The sequence below is a fragment of the Amycolatopsis sp. MtRt-6 genome, from assembly GCF_017308975.1.
Taxonomy (GTDB): Bacteria; Actinomycetota; Actinomycetes; order Mycobacteriales; family Pseudonocardiaceae; genus Amycolatopsis.
The window spans coordinates 159409-183026 of the sequence record NZ_JADWPD010000017.1; the positions used below are offsets into that span (position 1 = coordinate 159409).

A 23618-nucleotide genomic window follows, 5' to 3' on the forward strand; every position below is an offset into this window, starting at 1 on the left:
CCCTTGTCCGACCCGCGCGAGCTGGTCGACGACCTGACCGGCGACCTGAAGCGCTGGCTGCCCGAACAGCGCTGGTTCGCCGGCAAGGACAGGCCGGTGACCGGTGTCCGGGCGCTCGGCGTGACCGAGCTGGTGTCAGGCGACCCGCAGCTGCTGCACGTCGTCGTCGAGGTCGCCCAGGGCGACCGGCGCGAGCCCTACCAGCTGCTGGTCGGCAGGCGGACGCACCCGCCGGAGATCGCGTCGACCAGCTGGATCGGCGCCGTCGGTGACCTCAACGCCTACGAGGCGTCCGGTGACCTGGACGTCACCGGCGTGCTGCTGGACCTGATGGCCCGCGAGGAGACCGTCGGCTCGCTGGTCTTCGAGCACGAGCCCGGGGTGGAGCTGGAGACCGGCCTGCGGGCCCGGCCGATCACCTCGGAGCAGAGCAACACCTCGCTGGTCTACGCCGGGCAGTACATCCTCAAGCTGTTCCGGAAGCTGACGCCGGGCAAGAACAAGGACCTGCTGCTGCACCGGGCGCTGCAGGCGGTGGACAGCAAGCACATCGCGCCCGTCCTCGGCTCGATCACCGGCGACCTCGACGGCGAGCCGACCACGGTCGGCATGCTCCAGCAGTTCGTCTCGGACGCGGTCGACGGCTGGGCGATGGCCACCACCAGCGTCCGCGACCTGATGGCCGCGCCGGACCTGCACGCCGCGGAGGTCGGCGGCGACTTCGCCGGCGAGGCGGAGCGGCTCGGGCGGGCCGTCGCCGAGGTGCATGCGGACCTGGCCGAAGCCCTCGGCACGGAGGCCGTCGACGCCGACGAGCTCGAGCGCTCGGCGAAGGCGATGCTCGACCGGCTCGACACGATCGCCGGCCGGGTGCCGGAGCTGGCCCCGCACACCCCGCGGCTGCGGGCGGCGTTCGAGAAGCTGCGCACGCTGCCCGCCGGCTCGGTGGCCATGCAGTACATCCACGGCGACCTGCACCTCGGCCAGGTGCTGCGGACCGTCGGCGGCTGGCTGCTGATCGACTTCGAGGGCGAGCCGGCGGCGCCGGTGGAAGAGCGGCACGCGCTGCGGTCGCCGTTGCGCGACGTCGCGGGCATGCTGAGGTCGTTCGACTACGCGGCCCAGCAGATGCTGGTCGGCCAGCCGGACGAGCCGGCGCTGGCCGAGCGCGCCCACGAGTGGTCGGAGCGCAACCGGGCGGCGTTCTGCGAGGGCTACGCCGCGATCGCGGCGGACCCGCGGGAACAGGGCGAGCTGCTGCGCGCCTTCGAACTGGACAAGGCGGTCTACGAGGTGGGTTACGAGCACGCGAACCGGCCCGACTGGCTGGGCGTGCCGCTCGCCTCGATCGCCCGGATCACTAGCGGAGGGACGACACCGTGAACGCGGCTGGAGAAGGCCTCCCGGCCGCGGCCCCGCCGGCCGCGGACATCGACCGGCTGCTCGCCGGCTCCCACCACGACCCGCACTCGGTGCTGGGCGTGCACGCGGTGGGCAAGGGCTTCGCGGCCCGCGCGCTGCTGCCCGGCGCGAAGGCCGTCACGCTGTGCGCGGGCGGGGAGAAGCACCCGATGGAGCCGGTGATCGACGCGCTGTTCGCCGTCGCCGTCCCCGAGCACCCCGGCGACTACCGGCTGGAGGTCGAGTACGACGGGCACACCGCCACCGCCGACGACCCGTACCGCTGGCTGCCCACGGTGGGCGAGCTGGACCTGCACCTGATCGGCGAGGGCCGGCACGAGCGGCTCTGGGAGGTGCTCGGCGCGCACGTCCGGTCCTACGAGACCCCTGGTGGCGTTGTCGAGGGCACGTCGTTCGCGGTCTGGGCGCCGAACGCGCGCGGCATCCGCGTGATCGGCGACTTCAACGGCTGGGACGGGCGCGGGCACCCGATGCGCTCGCTCGGCGGGTCCGGGGTCTGGGAGCTGTTCGTACCCGGCGTCGGCGCGGGTACCTGCTACAAGTTCCGGATCCTCGGCGCCGACGGCAACTGGCACGAGAAGGCCGACCCGCTGGCGTTCGCCACCGAGCAGCCGCCCGCGACGGCCTCGGTCGTCACGCGCTCGTCGTACCTGTGGGAAGACGACGACTGGGTCGCGCAGCGCGAAGCCACGCAGTGGGCCGCGGCGCCGATGAGCGTCTACGAGGTCCACCTCGGCTCCTGGCGGCCCGGGCTCGGCTACCGGGAACTGGCCGACCAGCTCGGCGACTACCTCGTCGAAACCGGTTTCACGCACGTCGAGCTGCTGCCGGTGTCGGAGCACCCGTTCGGCGGCTCGTGGGGCTACCAGGTGACGTCGTACTACGCGCCGACGTCCCGCTTCGGCTCCCCGGACGACTTCCGCTACTTCGTCGACCGCCTGCACCAGCGGGGGATCGGCGTGCTGGTGGACTGGGTGCCCGCGCACTTCCCGAAGGACAGCTGGGCGCTGGCGAAGTTCGACGGCACAGCGCTGTACGAGCACGCCGACCCGCGTCGCGGCGAGCAGCCCGACTGGGGCACGCTCGTGTTCGACTTCGGCCGCAACGAAGTCCGCAACTTCCTCGTCGCGAACGCGCTGTACTGGATCGAAGAGTTCCACCTCGACGGCCTGCGCGTCGACGCGGTCGCGTCGATGCTCTACCTCGACTACTCCCGCAACGAAGGGGAGTGGCTGCCCAACCAGTACGGCGGCCGCGAAAACCTGGACGCGGTGAAGTTCCTGCAGGAGCTGAACGCGACCGTCTACAAGCGACACCCGGGCATCGTGATGGTGGCCGAGGAGTCGACGGCCTGGCCGGGCGTCACGCGGCCGACCCATCTGGGCGGGCTCGGGTTCGGCTTCAAGTGGAACATGGGCTGGATGCACGACACGCTCCGGTACCTGTCGCACGAGCCGATCCACCGCGCGTACCACCACAACGAGATGACGTTCTCGCTCGTGTACGCGTGGAGCGAGAACTTCGTGCTCCCGCTGTCGCACGACGAAGTGGTGCACGGCAAGGGCTCGCTGTGGGGCCGGATGCCGGGCGACGCCTGGAACAAGGCGGCCGGGCTGCGGTCGCTGCTGGCGTTCATGTGGGCGCACCCGGGCAAGCAGCTGCTGTTCATGGGCGGCGAGTTCGGCCAGCCGGGGGAGTGGTCGGAGCAGCGGTCGCTCGACTGGCACCTGATGGACGAGCCGCTGCACCTCGGCGTGTGGGAGCTGCTGCGGTCGCTGAACACGATCTACCGGTCGTCACCGGCGTTGTACAGCCAGGACACCTCGCCGGACGGTTTCGCCTGGATCGACGCGAACGACTCGAGCGGCAACGTGCTGAGCTTCCTGCGCATCGGCGCCGACGGCTCGCGGCTGGCCTGCGTGGCCAACTTCGCGGGCGTCCCGCACCACGACTACCGCGTCGGCCTGCCGGCGGCGGGCCGCTGGCTGGAGGTCGTCAACACCGACGCCGAGGCCTACGGCGGGTCCGGGGTCGGCAACATGGGCGCGGTGGAGGCGACGGACGAGCCGTGGCACGGCCAGCCGGCCTCCGCGGTCCTCCAGCTGCCCCCGGCCGGCGTGCTGTGGCTGGTGGAAGAAACCCCGGAGACCCCCGAACTCCCGTAACGAAAGCGGCATCACGCGTGTCCCGAGGGGCATCACGCGTGACTGGGCGGGCATCGCCGCGATGCCCCTCCAATCACGCGAGATGCCCCTCCAATCACGGGTGATGCCCCGGCAATCACGCGAAAAGCCCTCCGCCGAACCGGGGGCCCGGGCTTACCATCGGGGCATGGACGGCTCCGGTGGTGTCGTCGCGAACCTGATCCTCTTCGCCGTGGTCTGCCTCGCGCCCACGGTGCTGTTCTGGTGCGCGCTGCGCGTGCCGAAGCTGCTCGAGTGGCTCCGGGAGAAACGCGCGCCGCCGCGACCGGAAGGTCCGCCGATCGAACGCGTCGCCGCGGACCTGCGGCGGGTGCACCGGCTGCTCGCCGGCTACCCGTCCGGCACCCCGGCCGCGCGGCGGCTGGGCACCCGGCAGGCCTACGACGAGCTGCTCACCCAGGCCTGCCGCCAGGTCGGCGTGCCGCACCGGCTCGGGGAGCTGCCCGAGGGGATGGACCGCGAGATCGAACGCCTGCGCGTCGAGCAGTCGCTGCGGGAGCGCGGGCTGGCCGTGCCCTGAGTTGTACGCGCCGTGTACGCGCGCCGGGCACGCTGCCGGCATGCGACTCCTGATCGGTCTCGTGACTCTCCTGCTGCTCGGCGTGGTGACTCCGGCGGAGGCGGCGGCGAGCTTCCCCCGGCTGGCCGCGGCGACCGTCGACGGCTTCCGGCTCACCGCCGGGGACACCTTCGCCACCTACGGCGCCCGGATCGCCGCGCTGGACGCGAAACTGCCGCCGCGCGGGCTCGGCTCGCTGCTCGCCGACACCAACCGGAAGGCCCGCCCGCTCTGCCACGGCACGTACCTGGCCACGGCCCTGAAGCCCGCCGGCTTCTGCTGGGAGGACGCGAACGACGACAAGACCAACGACTGGATCCCGCAGGGCCTCACCGGTTCGGGCGACGCTTCCCCGGCGACCGGGACCGTCGGCGGCAAGCGCGTCGTCGCGGCGTCGTGGCACACCCCGGGCGATACGATGGTCCGCCTGTCCTTTGTGGACGCCACCGGCCTCGGCTACCGCCACGTGCTGCTGGTGGAACCGACTTCCGGCACGGACTTCCGGGTCGTCGCCGGCCACGGGCACGGCATGACGTGGGCCGGCAACCTGCTGTTCGTGGCGACCACCGGCGGCCTGATCCGCGTCTTCGACACGACCCACTTCTGGAAGGTCGACGCCGGCGCGGGCACGGTCGGCCTGGGCACCGACGGCAAGTACCACGCGGCGTTCTACGACTACGCGATGCCGCAGGTCGGCGCGTACTGGTACCCGGGCGGCGGCGCCTGCACGACGGCGACCGACACGCGCCCGTGCCTGTCGACGTTGTCGTACGACCACACGGATTCGACGTTCGTGACGGCGGAACACGTCCCGTCGGCGGCGGGTGGCCGGATCCTGCGCTGGCCGTTCGACCCGGCCTCGGGCCGCCTCAAGACGTCGGCCGACGGGCTGGTGCACGCGGTGGAGGGCTTCTCGTCCCCGGTCTGGGGCATGCAGGGAGCGGTGTCGCGGGGCGGCTACTTCGTCCTGACGGGAGTTTGCCCGGAGTACGCGGGCGTGGCGGGCGACCACCCGTCGTGCCTGCACGGCGGCGTCGGCGGCACGTCGACGTCGAGGCTGACCGGGCAGGCCCCGGTGAACAGTCAGAACCTGTCCTATTGGCCGGCCACGGGCGAACTGTGGCTGATCAACGAGCAGCTGCGGGAGCGCGTGACCGTCCACGTCCCGTGGACGACGCTCACCGGACGGCCCTGAACGGCGGAAACCCCGCCACCGTGAGCCGGTGGCGGGGTTTCCGTGACGAACGAACGGTCAGTCCAGGTAGTCGCGCAGGACCTGGGACCGCGACGGGTGGCGCAGCTTCGACATCGTCTTCGACTCGATCTGCCGGATGCGCTCACGGGTCACCCCGTACACCTGGCCGATCTCGTCGAGCGTGCGCGGCTGGCCGTCGGTGAGGCCGAAGCGCAGCCGGACCACGCCCGCCTCGCGCTCGGACAGCGTCTGCAGCACCGACTGGAGCTGGTCCTGCAGCAGCGTGAACGACACCGCGTCGACCGCGACGACCGCCTCGGAGTCTTCGATGAAGTCGCCGAGCTGGCTGTCGCCCTCGTCGCCGATCGTCTGGTCGAGCGAGATCGGCTCGCGCGCGTACTGCTGGATCTCCAGGACCTTCTCCGGGGAGATGTCCATCTCCTTGGCGAGCTCTTCCGGGGTCGGCTCGCGGCCGAGGTCCTGGAGCAGCTCACGCTGGATGCGGCCCAGCTTGTTGATGACCTCGACCATGTGCACCGGGATGCGGATGGTGCGCGCCTGGTCGGCCATCGCGCGGGTGATCGCCTGGCGGATCCACCACGTGGCGTACGTCGAGAACTTGTAGCCCTTGGTGTAGTCGAACTTCTCCACCGCGCGGATCAGGCCGAGGTTGCCCTCCTGGATCAGGTCCAGGAACGCCATGCCGCGGCCGGTGTAGCGCTTGGCCAGCGAGACCACGAGCCGCAGGTTCGCCTCGAGCAGGTGGTTCTTGGCGCGCTCGCCGTCACGCACGATCCACTTGAGATCGCGGCGCATCTGGGTGACGAGCTTCTCGCCCTCCTCCTCGGCGGTGCGCACGCGCTCGGCGGCGTAGAGCCCGGCCTCGATCCGCTTGGCCAGCTCCACCTCCTCCTCGGCGTTCAGCAGCGCGACCTTGCCGATCTGCTTGAGGTAGGCACGCACGGAGTCGGCGGACGCGGTGAGCTCGGCGTCCTTGCGCGCCTGACGCAGCGCTTCGGACTCCTCCTCGTCCCAGACGAAGTCCGGGTTGTCGGAGCCCTTGGCCGCCTTGTCGGCCGCGGCGCCGCGGCGACGCTGCGCCGGGGTCTCCTCGTCCGACTCCTCGTCGTCATCGTCGTCGTCGGCCGAGTCGGTGTCCGGCTCGTCGTTGACCGTTTCGTCGACGACGTCGACCTCGACCTCTTCCAGGTCGGAGAGATCGGGCGAACCGAGGTCTTCGTCCTCGAGGTCGACGGGACCGTCCGGCTCGCCGTCTTCGGTCTTCGGGCCCTTGGTCGCGGCCTTCTTCGCCGGTGCCTTCTTGGCCGGCGCCTTCTTCGCGGTGGTGGTCTTGCGCGCCGCCGGCTTCGCCGTCCCGGTGGCTGCCTCTTCGGCCGGCTCGCCGGCTGCGGTCGCGGTCTTCGTCCCGCCTCGGGTTGCGGTTCTTGCGGCTGCCACTTACGCCCTTTCGCAGCGGTCGATCACGACGAGCAACGGCCTGGGGCCACTGCTGCCTCACATTCGGGGATCACGCCTCGGCCTGCGGTTTTGGCCGCCGCAGCCGTGGGCCGTGTTCCATTGTAACGACGGTACGCCCATGCGGTGCGAAGCGATCACCCTCAGCGCCGGATCAGTGCTGGATGCCCTCCGCCGCGGCGGCCGCGGCGCCGACGATGCCGGCGTTGTTCTGCAGGCTCGCCACCAGCACCGGAGTGCGGATGTCCAGCAGCGGCACCCATTTCTCGGCCTTCTTGCTGACACCGCCGCCGACGATGAACAGGTCGGGCCAGATCAGGTTCTCCAGCACGGTCAGATAACGGTGCACGCGCTTGGACCATTCGGGGTAGGAGAGCCCCTCGTTGTCCTTCACCGAGGCGGCCGCGCGCTTCTCGGCGTCGTGGCCGTCGATCTCGAGGTGGCCGAATTCGGTGTTGGGGACGAGCTTGCCGTCCTGGAACACCGCGCTGCCGATGCCGGTGCCGAAGGTGAGCAGCGCGGTCACGCCCGTGCGCGCGACCGGGTCGCCGAAGCGGATCTCCGCCATGCCCGCCGCGTCGGCGTCGTTGAGCATCGCGACCTGGTCGACGCCGCGGCCGAGCCGCTTGGCGAACAGCGCGTCGGCGTCGGTGCCGATCCACTGCTTGTCGATGTTGGCCGCGGTGTGCGCGACGCCCTTCTTGACGACCGCCGGCAGGGTCACGCCGACCGGGCCGTCCCAGCCCGCCTGCGTGACGATGTCGTGGACGACGTCCGCCACCGCCGACGGCGTGGACGGCTTCGGCGTTTCGATCCGGATCCGGTCGCCGATGAGCTGGCCCTTTTCCAGGTCGACCAAGGCGCCCTTGATCCCGCTGCCGCCGATGTCGATGCCGAAACCTCGGCGGGTCGCCTCCACCACGGACGTGGTCCCTTCTCGCACGATTCAGAAGCCTGCCTCGGAGACTTTAACCGGATGTGGTGACATGTCGGACGTGGGAGTTGACGAGTCGTTGCTGAAAAGCGTCGCGGTGCAGGTCGCGACGGAGGCCTCCGCCCTGGTCCGCGAGGCCTGGGAGGGCATGGCCACCGGCCGGTCGGTGGCCGTGGGCACCAAGTCCGGGGCCACCGACGTGGTGACCGCGGTGGACCACGAGTCCGAGCGCCTGGTGCGCTCGCGGCTGGCGTCGCTGCGGCCCGGGGAGCCGGTGCTGGGCGAGGAAGGCGGCGGTACCGCGGGCGACGACGGCGTGACGTGGGTGGTCGACCCGATCGACGGGACGGTCAACTTCCTGTACGGCCTGCCCTGGTTCGCGGTCTCGGTGGCGGCGCAGGTCGGCGGGGTGTCGGTGGCGGGCGCGGTGGTCGAGCCGGCGAGCGGCCGCGTCTGGTCGGCGGCCCGCGGCCAGGGAGCGTTCCTGGACGGACGGCGGCTGGCGGTGTCGGCACCGGCGGGCCTGGAGGTGACGTTGGTCGGAACCGGTTTCGCGTACTCGCCCGCGCGGCGGACGCGCCAGTCGCGCTTCGCGGCCTCGCTGCTCGGGCAGGTGCGGGACATCCGCCGCAACGGGGCGGCGTCACTGGACCTGTGCGCGGTGGCGGCGGGCTGGCTGGACGCGTACGTGGAGCACGGCCTCAACCGCTGGGACTGGGCGGCGGGAGCGCTGATCGCGGCGGAGGCGGGAGCGGAGGTGTCCCTGCCGGGGACGGCGCCGGAGCTGGGGCAGGACGCGACGTACGCGGCGGCGCCGTCGATCGCGGACCCGCTGCGGAAGGTCTTGGCGGACTGCGGGGCGGCGGAGGTGTGAGCGGGTCCCGGTGAGCGGGACGGTCGCCTCGCGCGGACCGGCCCCCCCGCGGCACCGGCCCTCAGGCAGCGGGACCGAAAATGTCGGTGCCCTCCGGTAGCGTGGAAAACGGGGGGCGCCCCCGCGGGGTGGTCATCGCGGCGGGAACGGAGCTCCCGGTCAGCACTCCACGTCGCGGGCCGAGGCCAGCAGCGTCTGGTCCACCGCCGGGGCCTTCGCGCCCGCGGACTGCTCGTTTCCGCCGCCGCCCTGGTGGGTCTTCGACCAGTCCGCGAGCTGGGTGATGATCTGGCGTGCCTCGGCGCGCGGGCGGAGGTCGCCGAAGAGCGTGCCCGTCACCACGTCGACGCTCGCGTCCTTGCGGTTGTCCTGGACCAGCTCGGCGCACGGCATCACCAGGCTGAGCGTCCGGGCCGCCGTCATGCCGTTCTCGCCGAACCGGATCTGGCCGCGGCACTTGGCCTCGCGGCCGTCGTAGGCCGGGTCGTTGGCCGGGTCCGCGGCGCCGCTGAACCCGAGCTCGCGCAGCGCGGTCGTGGTGATGCCGCCCTGGCCGCGGCTGCCCGAGGCGTTGAGGACCCGGTAGGCGATCTTGTCCGGCGGGACGGGCGCGCGGTCGTCGAGCGCGTTGTGCGGGAGGGTGCTGAACGTGACGCCCGGTGGCGGGCTCGCGGGCGGGTCGCACTTGACGGCCTCGTCGATGTCGCCCTTGCCGATGGCCGCGTTCACCCAGACGACGATCGCGCCGAGGGCGAGCACGCCGATGACGATCAGCGCCGGCAGCGGCTTGTGCTTGCGATACGGCCGCGCCCCACGGTCCCCGATGCCGTTCCCCGACGCCACCTGCCCGTCCCTTCCCCAACACGAAACCGACCGTGCGTACCGGGCACCGCCCGAGACCGATCAGCCTAGGCGCTGCGGTCGGCGCACGTGGTCCCGGGTCACCCCGTCGGTTCCTGCGGTACCGGGCCCCAGCCGGACCGATCCCCGTGCAGCGATCGCACCACGACGGGCCCGGCCGGGGCAAGCGGACACGGGTCGCGCGTGAAGTTCTCCACCCGCGCGCAACCCGAACGGACGACAACGCGTCTTACCTGCGGGTTCCCCCTGTCGGGTGACGATTCCCCGGCAATGTCTGACTCGTTGCAGAACCCGGATCGCGGTGAGCTACCCTTCCCGGGCTCCGGCCGCAGGAAGAGGCCCGAAAAGAAGAGACCTCGGTCACTTCGGCCGCCGGGCACAAACAGGGGCCCTGGAACGTTGACCAGCGGCACGGCGGACTCACGGGCGCATCCGGGAGTCCGGGAAAACGACTACACAAGCTGATCGCAGGGGTGAGGGACAACATGGCTACCGACTACGACGCTCCGCGCCGCAGCGAAGCCGACGAGCTGGCCGAAGACTCGTTGGAGGAGCTCAAGGCCCGGCGCAACGAGAACCAGTCCGGCGTCGTCGACGTCGACGAGGACGCGACCGCCGAGAACTTCGAGCTGCCGGGTGCCGACCTCTCCGGGCTTTCCGGTGAGGACATGACCGTCAAGGTGGTGCCGAAGCAGGCGGACGAGTTCACCTGCTCCGTGTGCTTCCTGGTGCACCACCGCAGCCGGCTGGCCGAGGACAACGGCGGACGCCTGATCTGCCGCGACTGCGCCTGACCGACGCGCGCACAGGGGTTCTCGGACACAGGGGACGAACAGACGCGACGGAGAGCCTCGAGGGAGACAGGGGGAGGCTCGAAGCGCGCTGGGGACAAGGGGGCCGGCCTGCGGGCCGGCCCCCTTCCCATGTCTTGGAGGGGTCAGGCGCCTTTCAGCAGCTCGGCGACCTTTTCCGGGTGCCGGGTGCTGAACAGCCAGTACGGCGTCGGGTCGTTCTCGTCGGTGAGGTGCACCTTCACGACCGGGCCGACCCAGCCGCGGTGCAGCACGTAGGCGGCCGGGTCGCCGTCGCGCCCCAGCGCCTTGCGCTTGGCCTCCTTGTCGAAGATCTCCACCTCGCCGACGAACCGCCGCGGCAGGTGGGCGTCGCCGACCCACAGTTCCGGTTCGGCACCGCCGGTGATCCGGACCTTCGACCGGCCGAGCGACAGCAGCAGCGCCACGACGACCGGCAGCGCGATCGCGTACGGCAGCCACGCCCGGAGCCCCGGGTAGCCCATGTCGATCTCGGCGGCCAGGAGGATCGCGCCCAGGACCGGCAGCGGCCAGCCCCACCACGGGACGTACAGCCGTTCGGAGTGCCGGACCGCGGCGTTCGCGGCCGTCTTCGCTGATTCACCCACGGGTAGAGAGTAATCTCGCGGCCCGTGTCCAGCGTTCAGGTACTCCTCTCCCGGCTCGATCCGGATGTCCCCCTGCCCGCCTACGCCCGACCGGGCGACGCGGGCGCCGATCTCGTCACCACCTCGGATATCGTGCTGCGACCCGGGGAACGCGGCGTCGTCGGCACCGGCGTCGCGATCGCGCTGCCGCCCGGGTACGCGGGGTTCGTCCACCCGCGGTCCGGCCTGGCCGCCCGGGCCGGCCTCTCGGTGGTGAACACCCCGGGCACGATCGACTCGGGCTACCGCGGCGAGATCAAGGTGTGCCTGATCAACCACGACCCGGTGCACCCGCTGGAGCTGACGCGTGGCGACCGCATCGCCCAGCTGGTCGTGCAGCGGGTCGAGCACGCCGAGTTCGTCGAGGTCGACGCGCTCGACTCGACCGAGCGGGGCAGCGGAGGCTACGGCTCCACGGGTGGACACGCCACACTGGGAGCACCGGCGCTCGCCGCGAGCGCCGCCACGGGGGAAGGAACGGAGAAGTAGTGGGGATTTTCGGACGCAAGCGGCGGACCGAGGGCGGATCCGCCGGACGGCACGCCGCGCCCGAGGCCGACGACACGATCGAGGACGAGGCGTACGAAGAGGATCCGGAGCTTTCGGACGTTTCCGACGGTCCGTTCGACGTCGCCGACTTCGAAGACGACGGCATCCCGCGGATCGACCTCGGTTCGGTGAAGGTGCCGGTGCCGGACGGTTCCCAGGTCCAGGTCGAGATGGACCCGGAGGCCGGCGGCGTGCGCGCCGTGCACGTCGTCACCGAGCAGGGCCAGATCACGGTCAGCGCGTACGCCGCGCCGCGCTCGGGCGGGCTGTGGCGGGAGGTCAGCTCGGAGCTGGCCGACCAGCTGCGGTCCGACGGCGCCAAGGTCACGATCGGCCGCGGCGTGTGGGGCCTGGAGATCTCGGCCATCATCGGCGACGTCGCCCTGCGCTTCGTGGGCGTCGACCGGCCGCGCTGGATGCTGCGCGGCGTCATCGCCGGGCCCCAGTCGGAGGCCGCGGCGGCCGTCGAGGTGCTGCGCGAGATCGTCCGGCGGACCATCGTCGACCGCGGCGACGCCCCGATGCCGGTCCGGACCCCGCTGACCATCACGCTGCCCGACGCGGTCGCCGAGCACATCGCGGCCCAGCAGCAGCAAGGCTGACGTCACCGTCCGTGAAGGCCACCTCCCGGCGGGGTGGCCTTCACGGCGTTTCGAGGGCCCTCAGGAACGCGAGGACGGTCGCCCGGCCCAGTGCCTCGCGGTCGGCGCCCAGCGCCGTGAGCGTCGTCTCGCCGAGCGCCGCGCGGGGGAGTGCGCCCGCCCACTCCGATGCGACTTTCGTCGGGTGGATCGGGTCGTCGGTGCAGGTGCCGATCCCGGCCGGGACGTCGAGCGCCGCGAGGTCGGCCAGGGCCGGCGCCGGCCGGCCCGCGGCGGCGCGCAGGCTGCCGGCCAGGCCGTCGCCGTGGCGGCGCCACGCCCGGTCCAGTTCGGCCCGCAGCCAGTCCGGGCTGCCCGCGGTCTGCGCCAGGGCCGTGTCGACGCCGGAAGCGGCCACCAGATCCGCCGTCAGCGTCGCGGCGAGGGATGCGGGTGCCGGGCCCGGGGCGCCGTTCCAGGCCGGGAGCGCGGCCAGCAGGCCCCCGCAACGGGCCGGGTTGCGGACCGCCCACTCGGCGGCGAGGTGGGCGCCGAAGGAGATGCCGCCGACGAGGAGTTCGCCGTGCTCGTCCGCGAGCGTGTCGAGGGTCGCCAGGTAGCCGCCGGCGAGCGCCGCGCCCGGGGGCGGCGATGGCGCGATGAGCGGGACACCGAGGGCGCGCAGGGGCCGTTCGAAGACGGCCCGGACGAACACCTCGTCCGAGCCGGTGCCGGGCAGCAGCACCGCGGCGGGAACTCTGATTGCGGACGTCACGTTGCAATCCTTGCGCAAAGGCGTTTCCCTGGCGGGGACCGCAGCTACGCTGGAAATCGCACGGGCCGCATGCACCACGTCGGGGGCCCCGGAGCACAGGAGTACCTATGTCCGCCAAAGACGGCGGCTACTTCAGCCGGTTGGTTCGCAAGCTGACCAGCGACGTCGAGGATCTCGACGCCGACGAAATGTCGATGAGGTCCGGCGCCGAGGGGGCGCAGCGGGCGTGTGACTGCCGATCCGGCGAAGAGGTCACCGTGATGGGGCGGCTCCGCAGCGTCGAGCTCTGCCCGACCAACGAGGCCGCCACGCTGGAGGCGGAGCTGTTCGACGGAACACAGGGCGTGACGCTAATCTGGCTCGGCCGCCGCCGGATCCCGGGCATCGAGCCTGGCCGGACGATCAAGGTGCGCGGCCGGATGGCCGAGCGTGACGGCCAGAAGGTGCTGTACAACCCCTATTACGAGCTCCAGAGCCCAGTGAGTTGATCACCCATCGTGACTGAACCTGCCCCGAGCGCGAAGAAGACCGACGGCGAAGAGCCGCAGCCGACCCTGCTGGAGCAGATGGGCGGCGTGTCCGGCCTGATCTACTCGTCGGTGCCGGTGATCGTCTTCGTGCTGGCGAACGCGTTCTTCGGCCTGACCGCGGCGATCTGGACGGCCATCGGCAGCGCGGTGGCCATCACGGTGCTGCGCGTGGTCCGCAAGGAGCCGCTGCAGCCGGCGATCTCGGGGTTCTTCGGCGTCGCGATCGCGGCGTTCATCGCCTACCGGACGGGGTCAGCGAAGGGGTTCTTCCTGTTCGGGATCTACGCGAGCCTGATCTACTGCGGCATCTTCGTGCTGTCGGTGGTGGTGCGCTGGCCGATCGCGGGCGTGGTCTGGAACATGCTCAACGGCACCGGCCAGGCGTGGCGCAAGGACAAGCCGTCCCGCTACGGCTACGACATAGCGACCCTGGCCATGGCGGCGATCTTCGCGGCCCGGTTCGTGGTGCAGCGGTGGCTGTACCAGGAGGACTACACGGGCTGGCTGGCCTTCGCGAAGATCGCGATGGGCTACCCGCTGTACGCACTGGGCCTGCTGGTGGTCGTGTGGGCGGTGCGACGCTCGGACAAGCGCCTGAAGGCGCTCGCGGAGAACGCACCGAAGCCGGAGACGGACGCGGAGGTCGAGGCCCGCCTGCGCGAGAAATACGCAGCGCCGGAAGCCTGACCGGCCCGGCACAACCTGGCCCCGGCGCAACCCGCGCGCGTGGGGGCGCCCCCCGTTTCCGACTCTACCGGCAGGCACCGACAGTTTTGCCGGGGTCGGCACCCGGCCACGGCTTGATGCCCGCCCAATCACGCGAGATGCCTCTCCAGTCACGCGAGATGCCCGGCTGGTCACGTGAGATGCCTGGTTGGTCACGCGAGCCGGCCGGCACCGGCTTACGACACGCGGCAAAAGGCCCGGCAGAAAACCGGACGGGACGACATCCAGACCCCCCGCAACCCCGATCCGAAGCCCCAACACGGCCGGCGGCGCCGGGTCAAGGCACGCTTTCCCGCCTTGACGCGGTGCTGCCGGCCGTAGTCACAATCAGGCTTCGGGGTGGCGGAAGAAGCGGCAGAGAAGGCCGGACCAGCCCCCGAGAAATTCAGTACCCGAGCGCAGTCCGAATCTCCGGTTCAACATCCGCAGTGGCCACGAACAGCAGCTCGTCCCCAGGCTCCAGCGGGTCCTCCGGCTGCGGCACGATCACCCGGTCCCCGCGCAGGATGGTCACCAAAGCCGAATCCCGAGGCAGCGTCAGCTCACTCACCGGCTTACCGGCCAGCGGCGTCTCCGCCGGCAGCGTCAGCTCGACGAGGTTCGCGTTGCTCTGCCGGAACGTCATCAGCCGCACCAGGTCGCCGACGCTCACCGCCTCCTCGACCATCGCCGCCAGCATGCGCGGGGTTGAGACCGCCACGTCGACGCCCCAGGCGTCGGTGAACAGCCACTCGTTGGCCGGGTTGTTCACCCGGGCCACCACGCGCCGCACCGCGAACTCCGTCTTGGCCAGCAGGGACACCACCAGGTTCGCCTTGTCGTCGCCCGTCGCGGCGATGACGACGTCGCACTGCTCGATCCCGGATTCCTCCAGGATCGACACCTCGCACGCGTCGCCGAGGACCCAGTCGGCCTGCTCGACCGCGTGCGGCTCGAACTGGTCGGCCTCGCGCTCGATCAGCATCACCTGGTGCCTGCCGTCGATCAGCTCGGCGGCGATGGAGCGGCCGACCGCCCCGGCGCCGGCAATCGCGACCCTCATGCCTCGTCCTCCGGTCCGCGATGGGCCACACTCGTCACGTCGCTGACGGTGCCGGACCGCGCCGCCACCCACACGACGTCGTCGGCCTGCAACACCGTCTTGGTGTCCGGCAGCACCCCGGTGCCGAAGCGCATGATGAACGCCACCCGCGCGCCGGTCGCCTCCTGCAGAGACCTCACCGTGTGCCCGACCCAGCCCTCGTGCAGCGGCAGCTGCAGCAGCGCCACGTTGCCCGACGGGTCCCGCCACGCCGACGCGACGCCGTCCGGCAGCAGGGTGCGCAGGAAGCGGTCGGTGGTCCACGGCACGGTCGCCACCGTCGGGATGCCCAGCCGCTCGTACACCGCCGCGCGCTTGTGGTCGTAGATCCGCGCGACGACGTGCTCGATGCCGAAGTTCTCGCGCGCGACCCGCGCCGAAATGATGTTCGAATTGTCGCCGCTGGACACCGCCGCGAACGCGCCGGCCCGCTCGATGCCCGCCTCGACGAGCACCCGCCGGTCGAAGCCGACGCCGACGACCTGCTGGCCGTGGAAGTCGCTGCCGAGCCGGCGGAACGCCTGCTGGTTCTTGTCGATGACGGCCACCTCGTGGCCGAGCCGCTCCAGCGCAGCGGCCAGGGACGCGCCGACCCGGCCGCATCCCATGATCACCACGTGCACGCCCTGCCTCCTCCTCGGCGGTTACCCCGTCCGACCTACCCCTATCCACCAGCGCCGAACCTACCGTGCCCGTCCCCAAGTACGCTGCCGTGGTGTCGAAGTTCCCGACCGTGCTGAAACGCCTGGTCCTCGGACGTCCGTTCCGCAGCGACCGGCTGTCCCACACGCTGCTGCCCAAGCGCATCGCGCTGCCGATCTTCGCCTCCGACGCGCTCTCGAGCGTGGCGTACGCGCCGGAAGAAATTTTCCTGACGCTGAGCGTGGCGGGTCTCTCGGCGTACGCGCTGGCGCCGTGGATCGGCGTCATGGTCGCCCTGGTCATGCTCGTCGTCGTCGCGTCCTACCGGCAGAACGTGCACGCCTACCCCAGCGGCGGCGGCGACTACGAGGTCGCCAACACGAACCTGGGCGGCAAGTTCGGCCTCACCGTGGCGAGCGCGCTGCTCGTCGACTACGTGCTCACCGTCGCGGTGTCCACTTCGTCCGGTGTGGCCAACATCGGCTCGGCCGTCCCGTGGGTGGCACAGCACAAGGTGCTCGCCTCCATCGTCATCGTCGTCGTGCTGACGTCGCTGAACCTGCGGGGCATCCGCGAGTCGGGCAAGGCCTTCGCGATCCCGACGTACGGGTTCATCATCGGCATCCTCGTCATGGTCGCCTGGGGCCTGGTGCAGGCCGCCACCGGCACCGAGATGAAGGCCGAGAGCGCCGGCTTCACGCTGAACGCCGAAGGCACCTTCGCGGGCGTGGCGTACGCGTTCCTGGTGCTGCGGGCGTTCTCCTCCGGCGCTGCGGCGCTGACCGGGGTCGAGGCGATCAGCAACGGCGTCCCGGCGTTCCGGAAACCGAAGTCGAAGAACGCGGCGACCACGCTGCTGATGATGGGCGTGCTCGCGGTCACCATGCTGGTCGGCATCATCACGCTGGCCACGATCACCGACGTCAAGTTCGCCGAGGACCCGGAGACGCAGCTCGCCGGCGCGCCCGCGGGCTACGAGCAGAAGACGATCGTCGCGCAGATCGCGCACGCGGTGTTCGCCGACTTCCCGCCGGCCTTCTACTACATCTCCTTCTCCACCGGCATCATCCTGCTGCTGGCCGCCAACACCGCGTTCAACGGCTTCCCGGTGCTCGGCTCGATCCTGGCGCAGGACCGCTACCTGCCGCGGCAGCTGCACACCCGCGGCGACCGGCTGGCGTTCTCGAACGGCATCCTGTTCCTCGCGGCGTTCGCGCTGATCCTCATCATCGCCTTCGACGCCGAGGTCACCCGGCTCATCCAGCTCTACATCGTCGGCGTGTTCGTGTCGTTCACGGTGAGCCAGGCCGGCATGATCCGGCACTGGAACCGGTTGCTGGCCAAGGAAACCGACCCGGGTGTGCGGCGGCGGATGCGGCGCTCGCAGACGGTGAACGCGATCGGCCTGACGATGACCGCGACCGTCCTGGTGATCGTGCTCATCACCAAGTTCCTGCTCGGCGCCTGGATCGCGATCGCCGCCATGGTGGCGATCTACGCGCTGATGACGGCGATCCGGCGCCACTACGACCGGGTGGCCGACGAGCTGAAGGACCTCGGCGACACCCCGACCGTGCTGCCCTCGCGCAACCACGCCATCGTCCTGGTGTCCAAACTGCACCGTCCGACGCTGCGGGCGCTGGCCTACGCCAAGGCGATGCGCCCGGACGTCCTCGAAGCCGTGACGGTCAATGTGGACGACGCGGACACGCGGCGCCTGACGCAGGAATGGGACGCGCACAACTTCAAGGTGCCGCTGAAGGTCGTCGAGTCGCCCTACCGCGAGATCACGAAACCCGTCCTCGACTACGTGAAGCGCGTGCGCGGTGACAATCCGCGCAACGTGGTCACCGTGTTCATCCCGGAGTACGTGGTCGGGCACTGGTGGGAGCAGGTGCTGCACAACCAGAGCGCGCTGCGGCTCAAGGGCCGCCTGCTGTTCCAGTCCGGCGTGGTCGTGGCGAGCGTGCCGTGGCAGCTGCAGTCGTCGGCCAAGGCGGCCGCGCGGGTCCGGAACGAGCGCCCGGCCGCGGGCGACGTCCGCCGCGGGTTCTCGCCCAACGGGAAGCCGGTCACGGCGCCGAAGCCCAAGGAGCCTGCCGAATGACGAGCTGGCTGGGCCGGGTGCTCGAGGTCGAGGTCGGCGCGGTGGCGCACGGCGGCCACTGCGTCGCGCGCGCGGACGGGCGGGTCGTGTTCGTCCGGCACGCGCTGCCGGGCGAGCAGGTCCGCGTCGAGGTCACCGAGGACAACGGCGGCTCGTTCTGCCGCGGGGACGCCGTCGAGGTGCTCACGCCGTCGCCGCACCGGGTCCCGCCGCCGTGCCCGCTGGCCGTGCCCGGCGGCTGCGGCGGCTGCGACTGGCAGCACGCCGACCCGGACTACCAGCGCTCGCTGAAAGCGGCGGTGGTCGCGGAGCAGCTGCGGCGGCTGGCCGGCATCGAGCGGGACGTCGTCGTGGAGGCCCTCGACGGCGGGCCGCTGGACTGGCGCAGCCGGGTCCGGCTGGTCGCCGGGCACGACGGCCGCGCCGGGCTGCGCGCCCACCACAGCCACCGGGTGGTGGCGCTGGACGACTGCCCGATCGCCGTCCCCGGCGAGCTCGACGACGTCCTGGCGCGGCGCTGGCGGCCGGGCAGCGAGCTGGAGGTCACCCGCGACGGCGACGGGGACGTGCACGTCCGGGAGCTGTCGACCGTGCGCGGGAAGGTGCGGGCGCGGCAGCTGAGCGGCGGGGTCGCGGTCCAGCACGCGGCGGGCCGCGACTGGCGGCTCGACGCGCACGGCTTCTGGCAGGTCCACCCGGCGGCGGCGTCGACACTGGCCGCCGTCGTGGGGGAGTGGGCGGAGGCGCCGTCCGGTGGCACGGCCTGGGACCTCTACGCGGGGGTCGGGTTGTTCGCCTCGGTGCTGGCGGCCCAGGTGGGTGCTTCGGGCCACGTGCTCGCGGTCGAGTCCGGCCGGCGCGCGGTCGCCGACGGCGAGCGCAACCTCGCGGACCTGCCGCAGGTTTCGTGGCGTGCCGGGCGGGTGGAGCACGTGCTGGCGTCGGCGGCCAAGCCGGTCGACGTGGTGGTGCTGGACCCGCCCCGCAAGGGCGCGGGCAAGGCGGTCGTGGAGTCGATCGTGGCGGGTGCCCCGGACCGGATCGTGTACGTGGCCTGCGACCCGGCGGCGCTGGCGCGCGATGTGGCGAGCTTCGCGGCGCACGGGTACTCGCTGACGGACCTGCGGGCGTTCGACGCGTTCCCGATGACCCACCACGTGGAGTGCGTGGCGCTGCTGTCCTGAGTTTTTGTCGGTGGTGGTCGGCACACTGTCTCCCATGACCGAACTCGATGACTTCGACCTCGCGGCTTCGACGGTGACCGGCCTGGTTTCGGCGATCGGCCCCGATCAGTGGGCGCGCCCGACGGCGTGCGCGGACTGGGACGTGCGCGCGGTGGTGAACCACCTCGCACACGGCAACGCGAAAGTGGCGTTCTGGGCGGGCGCGGGCCCACCGGCCCCGGACGGTGATCACCTGGGTGTCTCGCCGGCCGAGGCGTTCGCCGCGTCGGTGGCGGCGGCGCGGGCGGTGCTGGCCGAGCCTCGGCTGCTCACGCGGCAGGTGACGACTCCGCTCGGTGAGGTGCCGGGGGTGTTCCTGGTGCACATGAGGGTGAACGAGTACCTCGCCCACGGCTGGGACATCGCGGACGCGACCGGCCGCCCGACGGACCTGCTGCCCGACCTGGCGGCCCGGGCGCTGGCGCAGTGGCGGACCCGGTTCGGGACGGCGCCACGGCAGCCGGGCGGCCCGTTCGGCCCGGAGGTCCAGGCGGCCCCCGACGCGCCGGCGGCCGACCGGCTGGCGGCGTTCCTGGGGCGGAAGGCGGTGAATGGTTAGCGCGGTGTGCCTGGGATACCGGAAGGTGGTGAGCGGCTGGCGCGGTGTGCCTGGGGCGGCGGGCGGTGAGCGGCTGGCGCGGTGTTCCTGGGGCCGAGGGCGGTGAGCGGCCGGCTCGGTCCGGCGGGGCCGGGGAAGAAGGGAGTCAGGAGTTCGGGCGATCGGCGGCACCAGGTGAGCGCGCCGGCGCGCTGGACGCTTCGCGTAGCGGTCGCTCGGCCGGTGCGGGCGCGCTTGGACGTCTCGTTAAGCGCGTTCAGCCCCCGAACCAGTGCTGCGGTTCCGGCCGCAGGTTCTGGTAGATGTGCTTGACCTCGGTGTACTCGGCCAGCCCGGTCGGGCCCAGCTCGCGGCCGAACCCGGACTGCTTGTAGCCGCCCCACTCGGCCTGGGGCAGGTACGGGTGGAAGTCGTTGATCCACACCGTCCCGTGGCGCAGCCGCCCGGCCACGCGCTGGGCCCGCGAAGCGTCGTTCGTGAACACCGCCCCGGCCAGGCCGTAGTGGGTGTCGTTGGCGATGCGGACCGCGTCGTCCTCGTCGGTGAACGTCTCGACCGTCAGGACCGGGCCGAACGACTCGTCGACGACCGCCGACGAACCCTGTTTCACCTGGTCGAGGATGGTCGGCAGGTAGTAGAAGCCGTCGGCGAGGGCCGGGTCGTCCGGGCGGCGGCCGCCCGTGCGCAGCACCGCGCCCTCGGCCAGCGCCGCGGCCACGTACGCCTCGACCTTCTCCCGGTGGGCCGCCGAGATCAGCGGGCCGGTCTCCGCCTGCGCGTCGAACGGGCCGCCCAAGCGGATCCGCTCGGCGCGGCGCACCAGCTCGTCGACGAACTCGTCGTGCCACTCCCGCTGCACGATCAGCCGCGCGCCCGCCGAGCACACCTGGCCCGAGTGCAGGAACACCGCCGTCAGCGCGTAGTCGACCGCGGTCTCGAAGTCGGCGTCGGCGAACACCACGTTCGGGTTCTTTCCGCCCAGCTCCAGGGCGACCTTCTTGACCGTTCCGGCGGCCGCCGCGGCGATCACCTTGCCGGTCGCCAGGCCGCCGGTGAACGACACGAGGTCGACGTCCGGGTGCGACGCCAGCGGCGCGCCGGCCTCGGCGCCGGCGCCGAGCACCAGGTTGCCTGCGCCCGGCGGCAGGCCGGCCTCGGTGAGCAGCTTGAGGAACAGGATCGCGGTGTGCGGGGTCAGCTCGCTGGGCTTGAGCACGAACGTGTTGCCCGCGGCCAGCGCCGGGGCGATCTTCCACACGGTCTGCAGCAGCGGGTAGTTCCACGGCGTGATCAGCCCGCACACGCCGACCGGCTCGTGCACGATCCGGCTGAACGCGTCCGGGTTGCCGGTGTCGACCACGCGCCCGGCGTCCTGGGCCGCGAGCTTGCCGAAGTACCGCAGGCAGGCGGCGATGTCGGCCATGTCGTACCGGCTCTCGACCAGGCGCTTGCCGGTGTCGAGCGACTCGGCGCGGGCGAACGCCTCGGCGTCGCGGTCGAGCAGGTCCGCGGTGCGCAGCAGCAGGTCGCCGCGCAGGTGCGCGGGCGTGCCGGGCCACGGACCCGTGTCGAATGCCCGGCGCGCCGCCGCGATGGCGGCCTCGGTGTCCTTCGCGGTGCCCTCGGCGACCGTCGCGACCAGGGAGCCGTCGGCCGGGCAGCGGATCTCGCGCCGCCCGCCGTCCACCGCGTCCACCCATTCGCCGCCGATGCAGAAATCCGCCATGCGATCCATTCTCGTGGCCACGCCGCGTGACCGCCACAGCGCGGCGGGGAGGCGCGGGTCACCCGGCGTGCTGACCTGCGGTCGCGCTCCGGTTGTGACGCCGGACGCGGCCTGCGGCCGGGCTCTGGCGGCTCTCCGTAGACTGGCCGGAACCGAGCGAGTGAGGTGGAGACGAGTGACGATGCTGGAGTCCGTGAGCGGACCGGCGGACCTGAAGCGCATGAGTGTCGAGGACCTCGGCGAACTGGCCGCCGAGATCCGGGACTTCCTCGTCGACAAGGTCCGGCGGGCGGGCGGTCACCTGGGGCCGAACCTCGGCGTCGTCGAGCTGACCCTGGCACTGCACCGGGTGTTCGACTCGCCGCGCGACGCGATCGTGTGGGACGTCGGGCACCAGGCGTACGTCCACAAGCTCGTCACCGGCCGCGCGGCCGGGTTCGACCTGCTGCGCCAGACGGGCGGGGTCACCGGTTACCCCTCGCGCGCGGAGAGTGAGCACGACTGGGTGGAGAGCAGCCACGCGTCGTCCGGCCTGTCCTATGTGGACGGCCTGGCGAAGGCGTTCGAGCTGGCCGGCGGCGGCCGCCACGCGATCGCCGTGGTCGGCGACGGCGCGCTCACCGGCGGCATGTGCTGGGAGGCGCTGAACAACATCGCCGCGCACCGCGAGCGCCCGGTCGTCATCGTGATCAACGACAACGGCCGGTCGTACTCGCCGACCATCGGCGGCCTGGCCGACCACCTCGCGGCGCTGCGCCTGCAGCCCGGCTACGAGCGGCTCCTCGACGGCGGCCGCGAGATCCTCAAGCACACCCCGGTCGTCGGGAAGCCGATCTACGCGGCGCTGCACGCCGCGAAGGCCGGCCTGAAGGACGCGCTGAGCCCGCAGGCGATGTTCTCCGACCTGGGCCTGAAGTACCTCGGCCCGGTCGACGGCCACGACCAGGTGGCGCTGGAGAAGGCGTTCCACAGCGCGAAGTCGTTCGGCGGCGCGGTGATCGTGCACGTGGTCACCGAGAAGGGCCACGGCTACGCGCCCGCGGTCAACCACGAGCACGACCAGATGCACCAGACCGACCCGATCGACCCGGAGACCGGCCTGCCGCCGGTGAAGGGGCCCAGCTGGACCGGCGTGTTCGGCGACGAGCTGGCTCGGATCGGTGCCGAGCGTGAAGATGTCGTCGCGATCACCGCGGCGATGCTGCGTTCCACCGGGCTGGACAAGTTCGCCGACGCGTTCCCGGATCGGTGGTACGACGTCGGGATTGCCGAGCAGCACGCCGTCACCTCGGCCGCGGGGCTGGCCATGGGTGGGCTGCACCCGGTGGTGGCGATCTACTCGACGTTCCTGAACCGGGCCTTCGACCAGGTGCTGATGGATGTGGCGCTGCACCGGCTGCCGGTGACGCTCGTGCTCGACCGGGCCGGGATCACCGGGCCGGACGGGCCCAGCCACCACGGTATGTGGGACCTGTCGCTGCTCGGCATGGTGCCGGGGATGCGGGTTGCCGCTCCTCGTGATCCGGCGACGCTGCGGGAGGAGCTGCGGGAGGCCGTCGCGGTGTCGGACGGGCCGACCGCGCTGCGGTTCTCGAAGGGGAAGGTCGGGACGGACGTCACGGCGGTCGAGCGGGTCGGCACGGTCGACGTGCTGCGGCGGCCGTCTCATGGTGCGGATGTGCTGCTGGTGACGGTCGGTGCTTTCGCGACGCTCGGGTTGGCGGCTGCGGATCGGCTTGCCGACCAGGGGATCGGGGTGACCGTTGTGGATCCGCGGTGGGTTCTTCCGGTGCCCGCTGAGCTGGTTGCTCTTGCTTCGCAGCACAAGCTTGTGGTGACTGTTGAGGACAGTGGTCGCCACGGGGGCTTCGGCTCGGCACTGGCGGCGATGTTCCGGGATGCCGAGTGTGATGTTCCGTTGCGGGATCTGGCTGTGCCGCAGTCGTTCCACGACCACGGGAGCCGGGACGAGGTGCTCTCGCGGATCGGGCTGACCGCTCAGGACGTGGCCCGGCGCGTGACGGAGTGGGCCTCGGGGCGGCTGGGTTCTGATGAGCCGGCGCGTAAGGATGCCAACCGGAGCTAGACCATAGCGCCCCAATGTGGCCTTGGTTGCGTTCAACGCACCGAAGGCC

Annotated in this window: 22 protein-coding genes; 14 read left to right on the plus strand and 8 right to left on the minus strand. The window is 71.7% G+C overall.

What is annotated here, in order from left to right; genetic code table 11:
• The first annotated feature begins 3 nt into the window (after window positions 1-3).
• The 4 genes from I4Q55_RS27255 to I4Q55_RS27270 all read left to right on the plus strand — a co-directional run bounded on the left by I4Q55_RS27255 (window position 4) and on the right by I4Q55_RS27270 (window position 5380).
• On the plus strand, window positions 4-1383 hold the full coding sequence (locus I4Q55_RS27255; RefSeq protein ID WP_206791559.1) for a phosphotransferase: 1380 nt from the start codon (window positions 4-6) through the stop codon (window positions 1381-1383).
• Window positions 1380-3587, plus strand: coding sequence for a 1,4-alpha-glucan branching protein GlgB (glgB, locus tag I4Q55_RS27260; protein WP_206791561.1), 2208 nt, complete (start codon window positions 1380-1382; stop codon window positions 3585-3587). Before I4Q55_RS27255 ends, glgB begins: the two co-directional genes overlap by 4 nt.
• 166 nt (window positions 3588-3753) lie before the next feature.
• Window positions 3754-4146, plus strand: coding sequence for a hypothetical protein (locus tag I4Q55_RS27265; protein WP_206791563.1), 393 nt, complete (start codon window positions 3754-3756; stop codon window positions 4144-4146).
• Window positions 4147-4186: 40 nt separating this feature from the next.
• Complete coding sequence (locus I4Q55_RS27270; RefSeq protein WP_206791565.1) at window positions 4187-5380, plus strand: hypothetical protein; 1194 nt, start codon at window positions 4187-4189, stop codon at window positions 5378-5380.
• A 57-nt stretch (window positions 5381-5437) separates the two neighbouring features.
• On the opposite strand, the gene I4Q55_RS27275 is transcribed toward I4Q55_RS27270, so the two are convergent.
• Window positions 5438-6838 (minus strand): RNA polymerase sigma factor, encoded by a 1401-nt coding sequence (locus tag I4Q55_RS27275; RefSeq protein WP_206791566.1) that lies wholly within the window; start codon window positions 6836-6838, stop codon window positions 5438-5440.
• A gap of 172 nt (window positions 6839-7010) precedes the next feature.
• Entirely contained in the window at window positions 7011-7778 is a 768-nt protein-coding gene (gene ppgK / locus I4Q55_RS27280) for a polyphosphate--glucose phosphotransferase (RefSeq protein WP_374194494.1), read from the minus strand.
• 64 nt (window positions 7779-7842) lie between these two features.
• Here ppgK and I4Q55_RS27285 point away from each other — a divergent pair, with 64 nt between their 5' ends.
• Window positions 7843-8664, plus strand: a complete 822-nt coding sequence (locus tag I4Q55_RS27285) for an inositol monophosphatase family protein (RefSeq protein ID WP_206791567.1) — start codon at window positions 7843-7845, stop codon at window positions 8662-8664.
• Window positions 8665-8823: 159 nt separating this feature from the next.
• On the opposite strand, the gene cei is transcribed toward I4Q55_RS27285, so the two are convergent.
• Entirely contained in the window at window positions 8824-9507 is a 684-nt protein-coding gene (cei, locus tag I4Q55_RS27290) for an envelope integrity protein Cei (RefSeq protein ID WP_206791568.1), read from the minus strand.
• A gap of 503 nt (window positions 9508-10010) precedes the next feature.
• Between cei and I4Q55_RS27295 the strand changes: the two genes are divergently transcribed.
• Window positions 10011-10319, plus strand: coding sequence for a DUF4193 domain-containing protein (locus I4Q55_RS27295; RefSeq protein ID WP_013224476.1), 309 nt, complete (start codon window positions 10011-10013; stop codon window positions 10317-10319).
• A 143-nt stretch (window positions 10320-10462) separates the two neighbouring features.
• Here I4Q55_RS27295 and I4Q55_RS27300 read toward each other — a convergent pair whose 3' ends face one another.
• Complete coding sequence (locus tag I4Q55_RS27300; RefSeq protein WP_206791569.1) at window positions 10463-10945, minus strand: DUF3093 domain-containing protein; 483 nt, start codon at window positions 10943-10945, stop codon at window positions 10463-10465.
• Window positions 10946-10969: 24 nt separating this feature from the next.
• On the opposite strand from I4Q55_RS27300, the gene dut reads away from it, so the two are divergent.
• Window positions 10970-11473, plus strand: a complete 504-nt coding sequence (dut, locus tag I4Q55_RS27305) for a dUTP diphosphatase (protein ID WP_206791570.1) — start codon at window positions 10970-10972, stop codon at window positions 11471-11473.
• Window positions 11473-12135 carry a DUF3710 domain-containing protein gene (locus tag I4Q55_RS27310; RefSeq protein WP_206791571.1) on the plus strand — a complete coding sequence of 221 codons (663 nt, stop codon included), beginning with the start codon at window positions 11473-11475 and terminating at the stop codon, window positions 12133-12135. Before dut ends, I4Q55_RS27310 begins: the two co-directional genes overlap by 1 nt.
• Window positions 12136-12175: 40 nt before the next feature.
• On the opposite strand, the gene I4Q55_RS27315 is transcribed toward I4Q55_RS27310, so the two are convergent.
• Window positions 12176-12859, minus strand: coding sequence for an alpha/beta hydrolase (locus I4Q55_RS27315; protein WP_206791639.1), 684 nt, complete (start codon window positions 12857-12859; stop codon window positions 12176-12178).
• 137 nt (window positions 12860-12996) lie between these two features.
• On the opposite strand from I4Q55_RS27315, the gene I4Q55_RS27320 reads away from it, so the two are divergent.
• Window positions 12997-13377, plus strand: coding sequence for an OB-fold nucleic acid binding domain-containing protein (locus I4Q55_RS27320; RefSeq protein WP_003074944.1), 381 nt, complete (start codon window positions 12997-12999; stop codon window positions 13375-13377).
• 9 nt (window positions 13378-13386) lie between these two features.
• Window positions 13387-14106: a DUF3159 domain-containing protein gene (locus I4Q55_RS27325; protein WP_206791573.1), complete on the plus strand. Its 720-nt coding sequence runs from the start codon at window positions 13387-13389 to the stop codon at window positions 14104-14106.
• Between the two features lie 424 nt (window positions 14107-14530).
• On the opposite strand, the gene I4Q55_RS27330 is transcribed toward I4Q55_RS27325, so the two are convergent.
• Together I4Q55_RS27330 and I4Q55_RS27335 are read right to left on the minus strand one after the other, a co-directional pair.
• Window positions 14531-15187, minus strand: a complete 657-nt coding sequence (locus I4Q55_RS27330) for a TrkA family potassium uptake protein (protein WP_206791574.1) — start codon at window positions 15185-15187, stop codon at window positions 14531-14533.
• On the minus strand, window positions 15184-15849 hold the full coding sequence (locus tag I4Q55_RS27335; RefSeq protein ID WP_206791576.1) for a TrkA family potassium uptake protein: 666 nt from the start codon (window positions 15847-15849) through the stop codon (window positions 15184-15186). Before I4Q55_RS27335 ends, I4Q55_RS27330 begins: the two co-directional genes overlap by 4 nt.
• Window positions 15850-15941: 92 nt before the next feature.
• Here I4Q55_RS27335 and I4Q55_RS27340 point away from each other — a divergent pair, with 92 nt between their 5' ends.
• The 3 genes from I4Q55_RS27340 to I4Q55_RS27350 are packed head-to-tail and all read left to right on the plus strand — an operon-like array spanning window position 15942 to window position 19757.
• Window positions 15942-17975: an APC family permease gene (locus I4Q55_RS27340; RefSeq protein ID WP_206791578.1), complete on the plus strand. Its 2034-nt coding sequence runs from the start codon at window positions 15942-15944 to the stop codon at window positions 17973-17975.
• Entirely contained in the window at window positions 17972-19159 is a 1188-nt protein-coding gene (locus I4Q55_RS27345) for a class I SAM-dependent RNA methyltransferase (RefSeq protein WP_206791580.1), read from the plus strand. The genes I4Q55_RS27340 and I4Q55_RS27345 overlap by 4 nt, the downstream gene beginning before the upstream one ends.
• A 34-nt stretch (window positions 19160-19193) precedes the next feature.
• The gene (locus tag I4Q55_RS27350) at window positions 19194-19757 is read left to right on the plus strand and encodes a TIGR03086 family metal-binding protein (RefSeq protein ID WP_206791583.1); all 564 of its coding nucleotides are present in this window, start codon (window positions 19194-19196) and stop codon (window positions 19755-19757) included.
• 256 nt (window positions 19758-20013) lie between these two features.
• Here I4Q55_RS27350 and I4Q55_RS27355 read toward each other — a convergent pair whose 3' ends face one another.
• Window positions 20014-21483, minus strand: a complete 1470-nt coding sequence (locus tag I4Q55_RS27355; protein WP_206791584.1) for an aldehyde dehydrogenase family protein — start codon at window positions 21481-21483, stop codon at window positions 20014-20016.
• Window positions 21484-21658: 175 nt separating this feature from the next.
• On the opposite strand from I4Q55_RS27355, the gene dxs reads away from it, so the two are divergent.
• Entirely contained in the window at window positions 21659-23569 is a 1911-nt protein-coding gene (gene dxs, locus I4Q55_RS27360; RefSeq protein WP_206791585.1) for a 1-deoxy-D-xylulose-5-phosphate synthase, read from the plus strand.
• Window positions 23570-23618 lie beyond the last annotated feature (49 nt).